This is a genomic window from Pseudomonas sp. Z003-0.4C(8344-21), from assembly GCF_900104975.1.
Classification (GTDB): Bacteria; Pseudomonadota; Gammaproteobacteria; order Pseudomonadales; family Pseudomonadaceae; genus Aquipseudomonas; species Aquipseudomonas granadensis.
In genome coordinates, this window is sequence record NZ_LT629756.1 from 4864543 (window position 1) to 4878921 (window position 14379).

The following is a 14379-nucleotide window of genomic DNA, read 5'->3' on the forward strand; positions in this document are numbered from 1 at the left end:
CAAGGCTGCAGGCGGGGGGCGGGAGGCGTTCGTCTGACCTTTGCAGCCCTTGCTCGCGACTGACCGGTTTCTACGTAAAAAGCCGCTGAAAAGAAAAGAAAACTTCAAATCCGTGGCCGAGTCTGGTACAAAGTCAGCCGCTCTGAGCGGGTATAGTTTAGTGGTAGAACGAAAGCTTCCCAAGCTTTAGATGAGGGTTCGATTCCCTCTACCCGCTCCAACCGAATCTTGTCTCACGTCATGCTTTTTGGACGGGGGACGCAGGAATGAAAAAACCGGCCTACAGGGCCGGTTTTTTTGTGTCCGGGATTTGTAAAAAGACAATTTCAAGAGTATCCCCTCGATATTGACCAAAACATCCTTCCCCCACATAAATCCATTATTTGGTGTTTTATATCGATAATTTGCGGATAAAATCCACTAAAAGGGATTTACGCTACACTTCAGAAATCAGACTTCTTCAAGAGACCTTGCCATGCTGGAGCTTAATCTCAGCACACCCGCCGAAATCGTCAAACGCCTATGCGGTCGGCTTCGTACAGAACGGCTCGCTCTGGAAATGACCCAGGCTGATGTGGCCGCACGGGCTGGTATCGGAATCAACACCGTGTCCAATCTGGAGTCAGGACGCAACGTCGGGTTCGAGAATCTGGTGCGCGTTGCGATGGTGCTAGGCCGAGGAAAAGAACTCGAAGACTTGTTCCAGCCCAGGCTCGAAACCCTGGACGACATCCTGCGTTATGAAAACAGCGCCAAGCGTCAGCGCATCAAAAGGAAACCTGACAATGCTTGAAAGGGTTGACGTTTATTACGAGGGCTGGGGTGAGCGCTGGCTTTGGGGCTCGCTTGTTTCCACAACAGCGTTGACCGGGCGCCCATTGATAGTGTTTGAGTACAGCGATGAGGCGAAGAAAAAAGGCCTGGAACTGTCCTCCCTTCGCCTCCCGTTAGCGGGCGGGAAGCTGAGGCGAGATTTCCCATCGCATCAAATGGGTCTTCCCGGCCCGGTCTATGATGCGTTGCCGGATGGTTGGGGCATGCTTCTGATGGATCGCTTGTTCAAACGTCGCGGCCTCAACGCCGCACGCATCGGCCCCCTGGAGCGTTTGGCCTACGTCGGCGCGAACGCGATGGGCGCCATGTCGTTCGAGCCTGTCGCTCCTGAGTTAATGGTACCGGCCACCCATAGCTCGATTGAGCTGCTGGCGGCTGAAGTACGCGAAGTGCTCGACGGCGACGATGCACAGTTGCTGCAGAAGTTATTGTTGGTGGGTGGCTCGCCGCAAGGTGCCAGACCCAAGGCGTTGATCTATCGCGATCCCAGAACCGGGACATTTACCACGGCGACGGTCTCTGGATTCGAAGCCTGGCTGGTGAAATTCCCCGGTCAGGGCGAGCATCCCGAAGTCTGCGCAGTCGAAATGGCCTATTCAGAATGCCTGCGTTTGTGTGGCATCGAGACGCCCGACAGCCAGCACTTCCGCCTGCCTGATGGAATGGCCGCTTTCGCCAGCAGACGCTTCGACCGACAAGACGGTCTGCGCATCCCCATGCAGAGCCTGGCAGCCTTGACGGGAGCCGACTTTCGATCCCCCGGCGCATTGGATTACGTGAACTTTCTCCGTGCGACCCATCACTGCACTAACGACGTGCGCGAGAAAGCGCTGGCCTTCGAACGAGCGGTTTTCAACGTCGCGTTCAACAACCGGGATGATCATCCGAAGAATTTCGCCTATCTCATGTCGTCTCCCGGCGAGTGGAAGTTGTCGCCTGCCTTCGACGTGACCTTTTGCGAAGGGCCCGGCGGTTATCACCAAATGGACATCATGGGTGAAGCTTTGGAAATTGGCCGCAAGGAGATGCTGAGGCTTTCGCAGGAAGCGGAAATATCAATCGATAAAGCGGAGGACGTGATAGATCGAATATGCGCCGTTGCCAGCCGGTTTTCGGCAATCGCTGCCGAACTGCTTCCGAACGAGATAACCCCAGAGACTTTGCAAGTCATCCAGGGCAGGATCGATAGCAACATCGCCCTCCTTCGTTGAATCGACAGATTCCACTGACTAGCAAACTGAGCCTGCGTGCAGGACATAAAAGCGAGCCTGCCGAGCGTTTTTTTCAGCGGGTCGCAACAATAAACAAGCGTGGAAACGGCAACAGCACCGAGCCGTCGGCCAATGCTGGATAAGCGTCTTCAACCGCCGCCAGATATTGCTGCAGATACTGCGTCCGTTCCTCTTCGGTCAACGGGCTCAAAAACGGAATCAACCCGCTCCCCTTGAACCACTCCACGACCCCCGCCGCCCCACCAGACAACTGATGGTGATAAGTCGTACGCCACACGTCCACTCGCGCACAGTGCGGTCGCAGCATTGAAAAGTATTCGCTGGCGCTGGCCATGTCGGTGCGCTGCCCTGCCGCGCCAGCGAGCTTGCTCGCCCATGGGCCATTGGCGGCGACTTCGCGCATCAGTCGGTGAGAGGGTTCATTGAGATTGTCGGGCATCTGGATCGCCAGACTGCCACCCGCTGACAGCTTGCTTGCCAGTGCCGGCAGCAACGTCGCGTGATCAGGCACCCATTGCAGCACGGCGTTGGCGAAGATCACATCGAACGGACCTGCATCCGCCCATTGATCAATCTCGGCCACGTCGAACTGCAACTGCGGCAAGCGCTGGCGTGCCGCATCGATCATGTCCGCCGAGCTGTCGAGTCCATTGACCTTTGCCGCAGGAAACCGCTGCACCAGCAACTCCGTGGAGTTACCGGGACCGCAACCGATATCGACCACGGTTCGCGCATCAGCCGTGGGAATCGCCGCCAGCAAATCACGGGCCGGGCGGGTGCGTTCATCTTCGAAAGCGACGTATTGCTTGGCAGACCAGCTCATTGCGTTCTCCTGTCGGGGCGGTTCAGCGGTGGGTCACCATACCGCGATCCGGCGCACCTGCCTTTCCTACCAACGTCCAGTGTTCGGAGTCGAATTGTAATTAGAATTTTCCAAGCGCAGCGACTGTCTCAATTTCAAGCTCGCTGAAAAAGGAACGCTGTCATGAAATTCGCAAAAATCGCCCAAAAACTCGCACTCTGGGCCGGTAGCCCGAAGACCTTTATGGGCGCGTTGATCCTGATCGGGTTATGGGGTTTGAGCGGACCGATTTTTGGTTACAACGATACCTGGCAACTGATCATCAACACCTCGACCACGATCATCACATTCCTGATGGTTTTCCTGATCCAGAACACGCAAAACCGTGACACCGACATCCTGCACCTCAAGCTCGATGAGCTGCTGCGGGTCAACAAGGAAGCGCAGAACGCAATGCTCGGGCTGGAAGCGCTGGACCTCAAGCAACTGGAGGAATTGCGCAAGCACTATCGCTCGCTGGGGGAGAACCAAGTGTTCGAGCTTGAGGGGCTCGGTGACAAGAGCAAGCCGAAGCAGGATTTGAATGAGTGCTGAGCAATCTGCATATAACCCCTCCCACACGAGACGCGTCGCAGGCGTAAAAAAACCTTCGACAGTGCCTGCATCAAGCAGGCCCTGCGAAGGTTTGGGGATGCAGGGATCAGCTTGAGAATTTAGCGACTGGCCTGTAGAGCCCGGGCCTTCTCCAGATGGCTTTGCAGTTTTGGCAAAGTCTCATCGGCAAACGCTTTGATTTCCGGCACGTCGGTGGTCTGTGCCTGTTGCTCGATCTGGGTGATGGCTTCTTCGGTGGCTTTGACCTGACTGGCCGCGTAGGCCTGATCGAAGGTCGCGCCATCCTTCACTTCCGGCATCAATTCCTTGGCCTTGTCGGCGAGCTCTTCGCGGGGCGCAACCGGCAAGTCGAGCTTCCTGGCGATTTTCGCCAGGTGCTGGTTGGCCGTGGTGCGGTCGTTGATGACGACGATGGTGTAATCCTTGACCTCTTTGGATTCGGTCTTGCCGTGGGCCTGACGGCTGGCTTCGATGTCGGCCATGCCTTTGGCGGAAGCATCATTGATGAATTCGGCAGGCGACTGGGCGAACGCACTGCTGGCGCACAGGCCGAGCAGGGTTGCAAAACTGACGGTACGTATACGGGTGGCCATCCGGCTCATGGTCGCGCCCTCCTTCGTTGAAAATACTCAAGCGGGCAGTGATTCGCCCGCTGCTTAAATACACGTGGCGGACAAACGTCCGCCTCAGTTAGGAATGTTTTAACGGTCAAAGGTTTAGAAAAACTGGCCCAGGCACGACGAACGGTGCGTCCGGCAGATCCCGCATCAACTCTTGGTCGGCATCAAACCCGGCAGCGCATGCATCAGCGCGTTGATGGCGAAACCGATGAACATCACCCCGCACAGGCGTGTGATCAACAGTTCGTGACGCTGATAAATCTTGCGCACGCGATGGGCGCCGACCACGCCCACCAGAATCGCGTAAGCCAGCGCGCCGCCAACGAAACTCAGGGCAATCAGCGCCGGCAGCATCGACCAGTTGAGCAGTTCGGCGCGGCTCGACAGCAGCGCCGTGAACGTCGCCACGGCCACCGGGTAGGCCTTGGGATTGGTCAGACCGAAGACAATGCCGTGCCAGAACGGCTGACGCGCGGCGCCTTGCGCTTCGTCGCCATTGCGCCGTTGGGCACGCACCGCACGCCAGCCGAGCCAGAACAGATACAGCGCGCTGAGCACACCGAGCACATCGAACGCCGTGCTGCCGATTTCACGGGCGCCGACAATCGCGATCAACGCCGTGCTGCACCAGACCACATCACCGAGCAAATGCCCACAGAGAAACCCCGCCCCGGCCCGCCGCCCATGCGCCGCACCGATGCCGAACACCGCCAGCACGCCCGGTCCTGGAGTAATGCCGTAGATGAAACCCGAGGCCAGCACGGCCATAAGCAACGATGGAGTCATGGGGAACCTGCAAGCGCCAGAACACGTGGCGGCCAGTCTATATCAGCCGCGAGGCGAGGTCGCCGACCGGTGAGAAATCATTAATCAATACCCCCTGAAGTCCTCAGGAACGACATATTGCTCGCCGTCGTAAGTCAGTGTGATACGGGTCTGTTTCAGTTGGGTCACGCTGGATACACATTGCTGACCTGACCGGGTGTTTTTCGTCTTGCTGCCACGGGTGGTGACGATGAGGTCGGCCAGACCATGGTGGCTGGTGGGCCCCACTTCGACGCTACGGCGAATCTTCTTCTCGTAGCCTTCGCAATCTACGAACTCACCGTTGCTCTTGGCAATCACCAGCCCCTCCAGCACCGGGCGCAGCGCATTGCCTTCGCGCACATACAGGGCCAGATCGGTTTTTTCGTAGGGGTTGGCCTGGGAGCTGTGCGAAAACCTCGAGCGCAAGCCAAAAGCCCGAGTCTCGGGCGCCAGTCGATAACGGGCCGTGTCGATCCGCAGGTCCTCGAAGCGCACGGCATCGGAGTTGTACGCCCCCGGTTTGCGGTAGGTGGCGATGGGTTTGGCGCTGCTCGCGTCGACGATCGCCAGATCCAGATCGAACACACCGGCCTCATCGTCACCGGGGTCGGCCAGGTACGTCGAGGTCACCGCGATCGCCTGGTTCTGCACCGCAGGCCAGACCTTGCAGCGTGACAGGGACTTGCCGTCGAAGGCCTTGATGTCGCACGCGGCCTGGGCCTGGAAGGCACAGGCGAGAAAACCAATGGCAATCAGCAATCTGGTGGGTGGGAGCATGGTTCTTCCTTGATGACAGTCGTGTGAATGCAGGTCGATTACAGACCTTTGAAACCTTGTGGCAGAACGTAAGACTTGCCGTCATAACGCAAGGTTGTCGAAACGGGTTTGGACTCGGTGATCTTATCCTTGCAAGCGTCGCCCTTGCCCACACTTGAAGTACCTGTTTCCCTCGTTCTCACGATAAGGTCCGCGTAGCCATGGGAGCTGGTTTTGGCGATCTCAACGGTTCGGGTAATTTCACTGCGCTCGCCCTCGCAATACATTTCCAGTCGCGCACTATCCCCTTCTGAACCGGACGATTCAACAAAAGCAGACCAAATTGCCATTACGTAGACAGTCGCTGCTGTACCGTTCTCAGAAAGCGTTGCGAAAGATCTCCTCGATCTGGCGCTGATCCGCCGCCCGTGGATTGGTCAATCCGCAAGCGTCCTTCAAGGCGTTGGCGGCGAGCAGTGGAATGTCGCTGAGTTTGGCGCCCAGCTCACGCAGGCCGCCGGGAATCTCAACGTCTCTGGCCAGGCTACGGATCGCGTTGATCGCGGCTTGCGCGCCCTGCTCCGCGCTGAAACCGCGAATGTCTGCGCCCATCGCATGGGCGACGTCTCTCAGTCGCTCAGCACACACCTGCGCATTGAACGCCTGCACATGAGGCAGCAACACCGCGTTGCACACACCGTGGGGCAAATCATAGAAGCCGCCCAACTGGTGCGCCATCGCATGGACGAACCCCAGCGAGGCGTTGTTGAAGGCCATGCCGGCGAGAAATTGCGCATAGGCCATGTTCTCCCGTGCGGCCAGGTCGCTGCCGTCGCGCACGGCCAGGCGCAGGTTGTTGCTGATCAGGCTCATGGCCTTGAGTGCGCAGGCATCGGTGATCGGGTTGGCGGCGGTCGAGACATAAGCTTCGATGGCGTGGGTCAGCGCGTCCATGCCGGTTGCCGCCGTCAGGCCTTTGGGCATGGCGACCATCAATTGCGGGTCGTTGACTGATAGCAGCGGCGTGACGTTGCGATCGACGATGGCCATTTTCACGTGGCGCGATTCGTCGGTGATGATGCAGAACCGGGTCATCTCGCTGGCGGTGCCGGCGGTGGTGTTGATCGCGACCAGCGGCAGTTGCGGCTTTTGCGATCGATCGACGCCTTCGTAGTCGCGAATGTGCCCGCCATTGGTTGCGCAGAGAGCGATGCCTTTGGCGCAGTCGTGGGGCGAACCGCCGCCCAGCGAGACGATGAAATCGCAGCCGCTGTCCTGCAACAGCGCCAGCCCGGCCTCGACATTGGCGATGCTCGGGTTGGGTTTGGCGCCGTCGAAAATCACCGAGTCGATATCTTGCATCGCCAGTTTCTCGGCCACCAGAGTGGCGACGCCAGCCTTGGCCAGACCGCTGTCGGTGACGATCAACGCCTTGCCGAAGCCATAGTTGCGGATCGCGTCCATGGCTTCGTCGAGGCAGCCGCTGCCCATGATGTTGACCGCCGGAATGAAGAAGGTGCTGCTCATCGTGTGTCTCCTGACTAGGGCCGGCTCGAGCGCTGCGCTCCGGCGGATGCACACAGGATCGACCGATCGGTCACGACGGATGTTGATCTGGCTCAATGCCCGCTCGTGATAAAGTCGCCGCCCATCTGCCCCTTTGTTTTGAGACGCCTGCGCAATGACTGATTTTCTGAATGTCGACGCCACCCTCGAAGACTGGAACGCTCTGCGCGCCGCGACCGATTTCAACGGTTTGCTGGTGGGCAATGGCGCCAGCCGCGCGGTATGGGACGACTTCGGCTACGACTCGCTGTTCGAAAATGCCCGCACCGTGGAAGAAAAACCTTTGAGCGCCTCGGAGCTGGCGGTGTTCGATGCGCTGCAAACGCGCAGCTTCGAGCAGGTACTCGGCGCACTGAAAACCACCAGCCGGGTCAACAAGGCGCTAGCCGTCAGCTCGGCGGCGCCGCGCAATCGCTACTACGCGATCAAGGAAGCGCTGATTAACACCGTGCACGCCATGCACATCCCGTGGCGGCTGGTGCAGCTGTCAACGCTGGCGACGCTGAGCGAAGAACTGGCGCGCTATCGCACGGTGTTCACCACCAATTACGATCTGCTCAACTACTGGGCGCTGCAACACGACAGCACAGTGATCGACGATCTGTTCAACGGCCCGAACGCCAGTTTCGACCTGAGCGAAAGCACCACTGACAAACCGCGCTTGCTGTACTTGCACGGCGGTCTGCATCTGGTGCGTAACCAGGACGGCACGGCGCGCAAACTGACCTCGACCGAGGGCACGCTGCTCGGCAGTTTCGCCATCAACAACACCCTGAAAACCCTCGATGACGTGCCGCTGTTCGTCAGCGAAGGGCCAAGCGCGGACAAGCTCAAGACCATCCGCAGCTCGGATTACCTGTCGTTCTGTTATCAGCAGTTATTGGGACACGACGGCAGCCTGTGCATCTTCGGCCATGCCTTGGGCGAACAGGATGCGCACATCATCCGCGCGCTGCGCCTGGCCAAACCGACAAGCGTGGCGATCTCGATTTACCCGCGCAGTGCGGCGTTCGTCCAGCATCAGAAGCGCCATTACACCAGGGTGTTCGACGGCACCGGGGTCGAGTTGCGGTTCTTCGATGCCAAGAGCCATGCGCTGGGCAATCCGAAATTGTCGGTGCCGGTCGAGGTTTAGCGGCGAGGCTACCGACGCCATCGCGAGCAGGCTCACTCCTACAGGGGATCGCATTTCAACTGCAGGAGTGAGCCTGCTCGCGATAGCGGTCTATTGTTCGGCATCTCTATCGAAGCCGATGGCCTCATCACGAGCAGGCTCGCTCCAGGGAAGGTGGTGTGTTCAGAGGACCGGCAAGGTCTTGTCCTTGATCACCTTGGTCGCGCCGTTGCTTTTGACGCTGGCGATGCCTTTATCGCAAGCGGCGTCCGAGGAGTACGCCTCGCTGCTGCCGATGACCTGATGGTTGGCCGCTTTCAGATTGAAATAGGGATGGCCGTCCTTGGTCGACTTTTTTTCGTAGCGCTCGTCCACCGCGCTGTTGCTCTGCACGGCGGCGATGCCACCGTCGGCGCCGGCGCGTGTGGTGTACAGCTCGCTGGTCAGAATCGTTTCGGCATTCGCTGCTTTGAGCACGAACCTGAATTGGCCGTTGCTGCTTTTGCTGACTTCGTACCATCCGGACATGCGCGTTGCTCCTGGGCGATTTAGGCAGAGTGCGCTTCAAAGTAAAGACCAGCGCGAGCTATCTGTCGCCTGTTGCGGCCCCATCGCCAGCAGGCTGGCTCCCACACTGGAACGCATTCTCGTGGGAGCAAGCCTGCTCGCGAACGGGCATGACCACTCATTACAAGATGATTTGCGTGCCGAGCAACCCGAGGAACCCGGCCAGCCATTTCGGGTGCGCGGGCCATGCCGGTGCCGTGGCCAGATTGCCTTGGACGTGGCCGTCGGTGACTGCGATGTCGATGTAGATACCGCCGGCCAGCCGCACTTCCGGCGCACAGGCCGGGTAGGCGCTGCATTCGCGTCCTTCGAGCACGCCCGCCGCGGCCAGCAGTTGCGCACCGTGGCAGACCGCGGCGATCGGTTTGCCGGCGTTGTCGAAGGCGCGCACCAGCTCGAGGACGTTCTCGTTCAGCCGCAGATACTCCGGCGCGCGCCCGCCGGGGATCAGCAGCGCGTCATAATCGGCCTCGCTGACCTTGGCGAAGTCGAAATTCAGGGCAAATAGATGGCCGGGTTTTTCGCTGTAGGTCTGATCGCCTTCGAAGTCATGAATCGCGGTGCGCACGGTTTGTCCGGCGGCTTTGTCCGGGCACACGGCATGCACGCTGTGACCCACCATTTGCAGGGCCTGGAACGGCACCATTACTTCGTAGTCTTCGACGTAATCGCCGACCAGCATGAGGATTTTTTTGGCGGGCATGGGGAGCACTCCTGCGGGAAAGGTCTGGAAGTATTCAAGGTAGACCGAATCTGGATGTTTGGTGGTGGGGGTTATAGACCGAGCCATCGTTCATCGCGAGCAGGCTCACTCCTACAATTTGGAATGCATTCCCCTTGTAGGAGTGAGCCTGCTCGCGATGGCGTCGGCAAACTGTACGCCTCAATTTGTGTCTGTCTGTAACAGCCTGAAGCGTGCGGTTTATGGCTAGATGGATGACTTTCAGCCACCTCAAATCCGGTGCCTCTCATGTCGTCGCGCGAAAACACCGGCATGGCCCTCGGCCTGCTCGGTGTAGTGATTTTCAGCCTGACCCTGCCCTTCACCCGCATCGTGGTGCAGGAACTGCATCCGCTGCTCAACGGCTTGGGGCGGGCACTGTTCGCGGCAATCCCGGCGGCGCTGCTGCTGTTGTGGCGTCGCGAGAAGTGGCCGAGCTGGCAGCAAGTCAAAGGCCTGAGCCTGGTGATCGCCGGGGTGATCCTGGGTTTTCCGGTGTTGTCGGCGTGGGCCATGCAAACGTTGCCGGCGTCCCACGGTGCGCTGGTCAATGGTTTGCAACCGCTGTGCGTGGCGCTGTACGCGGCGTGGCTGTCCCATGAGCGCCCGTCGAAAGCTTTCTGGGCTTGCGCCGCGTTGGGCAGTGCGCTGGTGCTCGGTTATGCCTTGTACACCGGGGCGGGCAGCATTCAGGCCGGGGATTTGTTGATGCTCGGCGCGATTGCTGTCGGCGGGCTGGGTTACGCCGAGGGCGGCCGCCTGGCCAGAGAGATGGGCGGCTGGCAGGTGATCTGCTGGGCGCTGGTGTTGTCGACGCCGCTGCTGATCGGGCCGGTTGTGTACCTGGCGTTGCAACATCAGGGCGCAGTGTCGGCCAGGGCCTGGTGGGCGTTTGGTTATGTTGCGCTGTTCTCGCAGTTTCTCGGATTTTTCGCCTGGTACGCCGGGCTGGCCATGGGCGGCATCGCCCGGGTCAGTCAGATCCAGTTGCTGCAGATTTTCTTCACTATCGCCTTTTCTGCGATGTTCTTCGGCGAACACGTCGAGCCGATCACTTGGGTATTTGCCTGCGGCGTGATTGCTACCGTCATGCTCGGGCGCAAGACTGCGGTGAAAGCGAATGTGGGAGCGAGCCTGCTCGCGAAGGCGGACTGACAGTCAACTATGATGTTGGCTGTCATGGCCCCTTCGCGAGCAGGCTCGCTCCCACAGGGTCAGCGTCAGGCCAGGTAACCGTCTGCGCGCAGCAGGGTTTCCAGGCAGTGCTCGCTGATGTGGTAGAACGCTTTCAATTCTTCAATTTTCGCCAACAACTGCGCCGGGGCCACTGGCTCGGCGCGTTTCACCGCCAGGATCATCTTGTTCTTGTTGGTGTGTTCCAGCGAGATGAACTCGAACACTTTGGTCTCATAACCGCAGGCTTCGAGGAACAGCGCACGCAGGCTGTCGGTGACCATTTCCGCTTGCTGGCCCAGGTGCAAACCGTATTGCAGCATCGGTTTGAGCAGCGCCGGGCTCTGGATCTGCAGGCGGATCTGCTTGTGGCAGCACGGCGAGCACATGATGATCGACGCGCCCGAGCGGATGCCGGTGTGGATCGCGTAATCGGTGGCAATGTCGCAGGCATGCAGGGCGATCATCACGTCCAGCTTGCTCGGCGCGACGCTGCGCACGTCGCCACACTTGAACACCAGCCCCGGATGCTCGAGTTTGGCCGCTGCTGTGTTGCACAGATTGACCATCTCCTCGCGCAGTTCAACGCCGGTGACTTCGCCTTCGGCCTTCAGCGTGTTGCGCAGGTAATCGTGGATCGCGAACGTCAGATAGCCCTTGCCCGAGCCGAAATCCGCCACCCGCACCGGCTTGTCCAGCGCCAGCGGTGACGAGGTCAGGGCGTGGCTGAACACTTCGATGAACTTGTTGATCTGCTTCCACTTGCGCGACATCGCCGGGATCAGCTCGTGCTGGGCATTGGTCACGCCAAGGTCTTGGAGAAACGGCCGGCTCAACTCGAGAAAGCGGTTTTTCTCGCGGTTATGCTCGGCGGACGGCGCCTCGCGCAATTGCTGAGGTTTGCTCTTGAACAGCGACGACTTGCCCTTTTTGCTGTATTCCAGCTGGGCTTCGTCACTCAGCGCCAGCAAATGCGCATTCTTGAACGAGGTCGGCAGCAGCCCGGCAATCGCCGCTACGCCTTCAGCCAGGGGCAGGTTCTTGGTGATGTCGCGGGTCTTGTAGCGGTAGACGAAGGACAGGTGCGGCTGGGCCTTGACCGTCACCGGTTTGATGATCACCCGCTGCAGATCCGCCTCGTCACCGACGTACTTGGCCAGCACCAGTTTGATGAAGCCGTTCTGTTCGAGGCTGGTTTGCAGCAGCTCGATGAATTGGGCGTGGTGGTCGGGCGCAGACTTTGTGGACGGCGCGGAGGGGGCGGTGACGGACATGAAAAAGCGGCCTCGGACGGGCGAAATCGGGAATGGCGGGTATTTTAGGGGGGATGGGGGTTGGGGACACGCGCTTATTTGCTGAACGGTTGGTTTCAACAGTTAAAAAGCTACCCTCACCCCAGCCCTCTACCTCCGGGAGAGGGCTGGGGTGAGGGGCTTTTCAGCCCAACACCACCAACCGATTCGGCAACTCATTCCTCACCTGCGTCACCGGCACATGCACCTTCAACAACTCGCCACACGCCTCGATACAGGTAACAAACCCCTCCAGCGTGCGCCCCTGCCGCACCTGCTCGGTAAACGCCGCAACAATCAAATCCCAGTTCTTGTTTTCCAGACGCCGCGAAATGCCCTCGTCCACCAGAATCTCCACATACCGCTCAGCCTCGCAGACAAAAATCAGCATGCCGGTGCTGCCAACGGTGTGGTGCAGGTTCTGCTCAAGAAACTGCCGCCGCGCCAGGTTCGAGGCGCGCCAGTGCCGCACGCGGCGCGGGACCAGATGGGTGGTGATTTTCGGCAGGCGGAACATCAGGCACAGCACGATGAACAAGCCCCACTGCACCATCAGCAGGCTGCGCAGGGTCAGCCAGCCGGTCAGGTAATGCACAACGCCCGGCAGCACCAGCGCCAGCAGACTGGCCCAAAGCAGCGGGATGTAGGCATAGTCGTCTGCGCGCGCAGCCAGCACCGTGACCAGTTCAGCGTCGGTGTCGCGTTCGACCCGGGCGATCGCCTCGGCGACTTTGCGTTGTTCGTGTTCAGTCAGTAATGCCATGTCGAAAAATGCCTGCTCGTTATTGTTCTGTGCTCACCAGCCGCCGGACGAACCACCGCCGCCGAAACTGCCCCCGCCGCCGCTGAAGCCGCCTCCGCCGCCACCGCCCCCGCCGAATCCACCGCCACCAAAACCGCCCCCGCCTCCGGAGCCGCCACGGCCGGCGGGCAGGATACCGAGCATCTGGCAGACAAACACCGTCAGGATGAACAACATCACCAAAAACATGAACAGCGCCGGGTGCCGCGAGATGAAATCATCGGCCGGGTCGCCACTGGATTCGTACACCGTCGACGGCTCGTCCAGCGGATTGCCACCGAGCACCACCAGCATCGCCGCGACGCCGTCGCTGATGCCTTTGTTAAAATTCCCGGCCTTGAATGCGGGCGTGATGACCTGATGGATGATCACCGACGCCTGCGCATCGGTCAGCCGGTCTTCCAGCCCGTAACCGACCTCGATGCGCAACTTGCGCTCGTCACGGGCGACGATCAGCAGTGCGCCGTTGTTCTTGTCCTTCTGGCCGATGCCCCAGTGCCGGCCCAGTTGAACGCCGAAATCTTCGATGGTGGTGCCCTGCAGATCGGGCAGCGTGACCACCACCACTTGTTCGCCGGTCGCCTGTTCGTGGGCCTGCAATTGCTGGCTCAGTTGCGCACGCAGCGACGGCTCGAGCATCTGCGCCTGATCGACCACGCGACCGCTCAGCGCCGGGAACGTCAATTCGGCCTGGGCGCTGACGGCAAACAGCCAGAGCATCAGCACCAGACCCGTTTTCAACACGCGCATGGACAACCTCATCGCCAACATCGGATCAGAACTTCACTTCCGGGGCCTTTTCCGCGCCGGGCGTGGTGGCTTCGAAGGTTTCGCGCACTGGCAGATCGCTGTACATCACGCTGTGCCACAGGCGTCCGGGGAAGGTGCGGATCTCGGTGTTGTATTTCTGCACCGCCAGAATGAAATCGCGGCGCGCCACGGCGATGCGGTTTTCCGTTCCCTCGAGCTGCGATTGCAGAGCGAGGAAGTTCTGGTTGGCTTTCAGGTCCGGATAGCGCTCGGAGACCACCATCAGGCGGCTCAATGCGCCGGTCAGTTGATCCTGCGCCTGCTGGAACTGCTTGAGTTTCGCTGGGTCGTCGAGGGTGCTGGCATCGACCTGGATCGACGTCGCCTTGGCCCGCGCTTCGATCACGGCGGTCAGGGTCTCCTGTTCATGGGCTGCATAGCCCTTCACGGTTTCCACCAGGTTGGGGATCAGATCGGCGCGGCGCTGGTACTGGTTCTGCACCTGGCCCCAGGCGGCTTTGGCCTGTTCGTCGAGGGTCGGGATATTATTGATGCCGCACGCGGTCAAGAACGTAGCCAGCACCAGCAGCGTGGCCACTTGCAAACGTGAGCGGTAGGTCGGGCTGATCGTCATTGCGGTGATGCTCCTTTGATTAAAAAACCGCGCGCTGAATATTCCGGCACGGCGGTTGGGGCATAATCGGCCCCGCCACTGGATTGCGACGGGC

General features: G+C 59.9%; 17 protein-coding genes and 1 tRNA gene. 6 read left to right on the forward strand and 12 right to left on the reverse strand.

Annotated features, from left to right (window positions below):
- The first annotated feature begins 146 nt into the window (after positions 1 to 146).
- From BLU24_RS21965 to BLU24_RS21975, 3 genes are all read left to right on the forward strand, one after another.
- Positions 147 to 220: transfer RNA gene (locus tag BLU24_RS21965), tRNA-Gly, on the forward strand.
- Positions 221 to 475: 255 nt separating this feature from the next.
- Complete coding sequence (locus tag BLU24_RS21970; protein ID WP_093103851.1) at positions 476 to 793, forward strand: helix-turn-helix transcriptional regulator; 318 nt, start codon at positions 476 to 478, stop codon at positions 791 to 793.
- The gene (locus tag BLU24_RS21975) at positions 786 to 2045 is read left to right on the forward strand and encodes a type II toxin-antitoxin system HipA family toxin (protein ID WP_093103853.1); all 1260 of its coding nucleotides are present in this window, start codon (positions 786 to 788) and stop codon (positions 2043 to 2045) included. The genes BLU24_RS21970 and BLU24_RS21975 overlap by 8 nt, the downstream gene beginning before the upstream one ends.
- A 73-nt stretch (positions 2046 to 2118) precedes the next feature.
- On the opposite strand, the gene tam is transcribed toward BLU24_RS21975, so the two are convergent.
- Positions 2119 to 2889: a trans-aconitate 2-methyltransferase gene (gene tam / locus BLU24_RS21980; protein ID WP_093103856.1), complete on the reverse strand. Its 771-nt coding sequence runs from the start codon at positions 2887 to 2889 to the stop codon at positions 2119 to 2121.
- A 162-nt stretch (positions 2890 to 3051) separates the two neighbouring features.
- Between tam and BLU24_RS21985 the strand changes: the two genes are divergently transcribed.
- On the forward strand, positions 3052 to 3462 hold the full coding sequence (locus tag BLU24_RS21985; RefSeq protein WP_090282181.1) for a low affinity iron permease family protein: 411 nt from the start codon (positions 3052 to 3054) through the stop codon (positions 3460 to 3462).
- A 119-nt stretch (positions 3463 to 3581) separates the two neighbouring features.
- Here BLU24_RS21985 and BLU24_RS21990 read toward each other — a convergent pair whose 3' ends face one another.
- The 5 genes from BLU24_RS21990 to yiaY form a co-directional block, all read right to left on the reverse strand.
- A complete protein-coding gene (locus BLU24_RS21990; RefSeq protein ID WP_093103858.1) occupies positions 3582 to 4085 on the reverse strand; it encodes a DUF4142 domain-containing protein in 504 nt (167 codons plus the stop codon).
- Between the two features lie 165 nt (positions 4086 to 4250).
- Positions 4251 to 4889: a LysE family translocator gene (locus tag BLU24_RS21995; protein WP_093103860.1), complete on the reverse strand. Its 639-nt coding sequence runs from the start codon at positions 4887 to 4889 to the stop codon at positions 4251 to 4253.
- Positions 4890 to 4973: 84 nt separating this feature from the next.
- On the reverse strand, positions 4974 to 5687 hold the full coding sequence (locus tag BLU24_RS22000) for a hypothetical protein (RefSeq protein ID WP_093103866.1): 714 nt from the start codon (positions 5685 to 5687) through the stop codon (positions 4974 to 4976).
- 38 nt (positions 5688 to 5725) lie between these two features.
- On the reverse strand, positions 5726 to 6016 hold the full coding sequence (locus BLU24_RS22005; RefSeq protein ID WP_157720868.1) for a hypothetical protein: 291 nt from the start codon (positions 6014 to 6016) through the stop codon (positions 5726 to 5728).
- A 28-nt stretch (positions 6017 to 6044) separates the two neighbouring features.
- The gene (gene yiaY, locus BLU24_RS22010) at positions 6045 to 7193 is read right to left on the reverse strand and encodes an L-threonine dehydrogenase (RefSeq protein ID WP_093103871.1); all 1149 of its coding nucleotides are present in this window, start codon (positions 7191 to 7193) and stop codon (positions 6045 to 6047) included.
- A gap of 154 nt (positions 7194 to 7347) precedes the next feature.
- On the opposite strand from yiaY, the gene BLU24_RS22015 reads away from it, so the two are divergent.
- Entirely contained in the window at positions 7348 to 8367 is a 1020-nt protein-coding gene (locus tag BLU24_RS22015; protein WP_093103874.1) for a DUF4917 family protein, read from the forward strand.
- A gap of 162 nt (positions 8368 to 8529) precedes the next feature.
- Here BLU24_RS22015 and BLU24_RS22020 read toward each other — a convergent pair whose 3' ends face one another.
- Both BLU24_RS22020 and BLU24_RS22025 read right to left on the reverse strand, forming a co-directional pair.
- Entirely contained in the window at positions 8530 to 8874 is a 345-nt protein-coding gene (locus BLU24_RS22020; protein WP_093103876.1) for a YegP family protein, read from the reverse strand.
- A gap of 160 nt (positions 8875 to 9034) precedes the next feature.
- Positions 9035 to 9616, reverse strand: a complete 582-nt coding sequence (locus BLU24_RS22025) for a DJ-1/PfpI family protein (protein ID WP_093103879.1) — start codon at positions 9614 to 9616, stop codon at positions 9035 to 9037.
- A 267-nt stretch (positions 9617 to 9883) separates the two neighbouring features.
- Between BLU24_RS22025 and BLU24_RS22030 the strand changes: the two genes are divergently transcribed.
- Positions 9884 to 10789: a DMT family transporter gene (locus tag BLU24_RS22030; protein ID WP_093103882.1), complete on the forward strand. Its 906-nt coding sequence runs from the start codon at positions 9884 to 9886 to the stop codon at positions 10787 to 10789.
- 65 nt (positions 10790 to 10854) lie between these two features.
- On the opposite strand, the gene BLU24_RS22035 is transcribed toward BLU24_RS22030, so the two are convergent.
- The 4 genes from BLU24_RS22035 to BLU24_RS22050 form a co-directional block, all read right to left on the reverse strand.
- On the reverse strand, positions 10855 to 12081 hold the full coding sequence (locus tag BLU24_RS22035) for a class I SAM-dependent methyltransferase (protein ID WP_093103885.1): 1227 nt from the start codon (positions 12079 to 12081) through the stop codon (positions 10855 to 10857).
- 163 nt (positions 12082 to 12244) lie between these two features.
- Positions 12245 to 12862 carry a TPM domain-containing protein gene (locus BLU24_RS22040; protein WP_093103888.1) on the reverse strand — a complete coding sequence of 206 codons (618 nt, stop codon included), beginning with the start codon at positions 12860 to 12862 and terminating at the stop codon, positions 12245 to 12247.
- Between the two features lie 33 nt (positions 12863 to 12895).
- Positions 12896 to 13651, reverse strand: a complete 756-nt coding sequence (locus BLU24_RS22045; RefSeq protein ID WP_093103890.1) for a TPM domain-containing protein — start codon at positions 13649 to 13651, stop codon at positions 12896 to 12898.
- A gap of 25 nt (positions 13652 to 13676) precedes the next feature.
- Positions 13677 to 14285: a LemA family protein gene (locus BLU24_RS22050; RefSeq protein WP_093103893.1), complete on the reverse strand. Its 609-nt coding sequence runs from the start codon at positions 14283 to 14285 to the stop codon at positions 13677 to 13679.
- Positions 14286 to 14379: the final 94 nt, after the last annotated feature.

Excerpts from the sequence above, each read along its gene's own strand:
- BLU24_RS21970 (WP_093103851.1), top strand. The coding sequence starts at position 476 with ATGCTGGAGCTTAATCTCAGCACACCCGCCGAAATCGTCAAACGCCTA.
- BLU24_RS21975 (WP_093103853.1), top strand. The coding sequence starts at position 786 with ATGCTTGAAAGGGTTGACGTTTATTACGAGGGCTGGGGTGAGCGCTGG.
- tam (WP_093103856.1), bottom strand. The coding sequence starts at position 2,889 with ATGAGCTGGTCTGCCAAGCAATACGTCGCTTTCGAAGATGAACGCACC.
- BLU24_RS21985 (WP_090282181.1), top strand. The coding sequence starts at position 3,052 with ATGAAATTCGCAAAAATCGCCCAAAAACTCGCACTCTGGGCCGGTAGC.
- BLU24_RS21990 (WP_093103858.1), bottom strand. The coding sequence starts at position 4,085 with ATGAGCCGGATGGCCACCCGTATACGTACCGTCAGTTTTGCAACCCTG.
- BLU24_RS21995 (WP_093103860.1), bottom strand. The coding sequence starts at position 4,889 with ATGACTCCATCGTTGCTTATGGCCGTGCTGGCCTCGGGTTTCATCTAC.
- BLU24_RS22000 (WP_093103866.1), bottom strand. The coding sequence starts at position 5,687 with ATGCTCCCACCCACCAGATTGCTGATTGCCATTGGTTTTCTCGCCTGT.
- BLU24_RS22005 (WP_157720868.1), bottom strand. The coding sequence starts at position 6,016 with ATGGCAATTTGGTCTGCTTTTGTTGAATCGTCCGGTTCAGAAGGGGAT.
- yiaY (WP_093103871.1), bottom strand. The coding sequence starts at position 7,193 with ATGAGCAGCACCTTCTTCATTCCGGCGGTCAACATCATGGGCAGCGGC.
- BLU24_RS22015 (WP_093103874.1), top strand. The coding sequence starts at position 7,348 with ATGACTGATTTTCTGAATGTCGACGCCACCCTCGAAGACTGGAACGCT.
- BLU24_RS22020 (WP_093103876.1), bottom strand. The coding sequence starts at position 8,874 with ATGTCCGGATGGTACGAAGTCAGCAAAAGCAGCAACGGCCAATTCAGG.
- BLU24_RS22025 (WP_093103879.1), bottom strand. The coding sequence starts at position 9,616 with ATGCCCGCCAAAAAAATCCTCATGCTGGTCGGCGATTACGTCGAAGAC.
- BLU24_RS22030 (WP_093103882.1), top strand. The coding sequence starts at position 9,884 with ATGTCGTCGCGCGAAAACACCGGCATGGCCCTCGGCCTGCTCGGTGTA.
- BLU24_RS22035 (WP_093103885.1), bottom strand. The coding sequence starts at position 12,081 with ATGTCCGTCACCGCCCCCTCCGCGCCGTCCACAAAGTCTGCGCCCGAC.
- BLU24_RS22040 (WP_093103888.1), bottom strand. The coding sequence starts at position 12,862 with ATGGCATTACTGACTGAACACGAACAACGCAAAGTCGCCGAGGCGATC.
- BLU24_RS22045 (WP_093103890.1), bottom strand. The coding sequence starts at position 13,651 with ATGCGCGTGTTGAAAACGGGTCTGGTGCTGATGCTCTGGCTGTTTGCC.
- BLU24_RS22050 (WP_093103893.1), bottom strand. The coding sequence starts at position 14,285 with ATGACGATCAGCCCGACCTACCGCTCACGTTTGCAAGTGGCCACGCTG.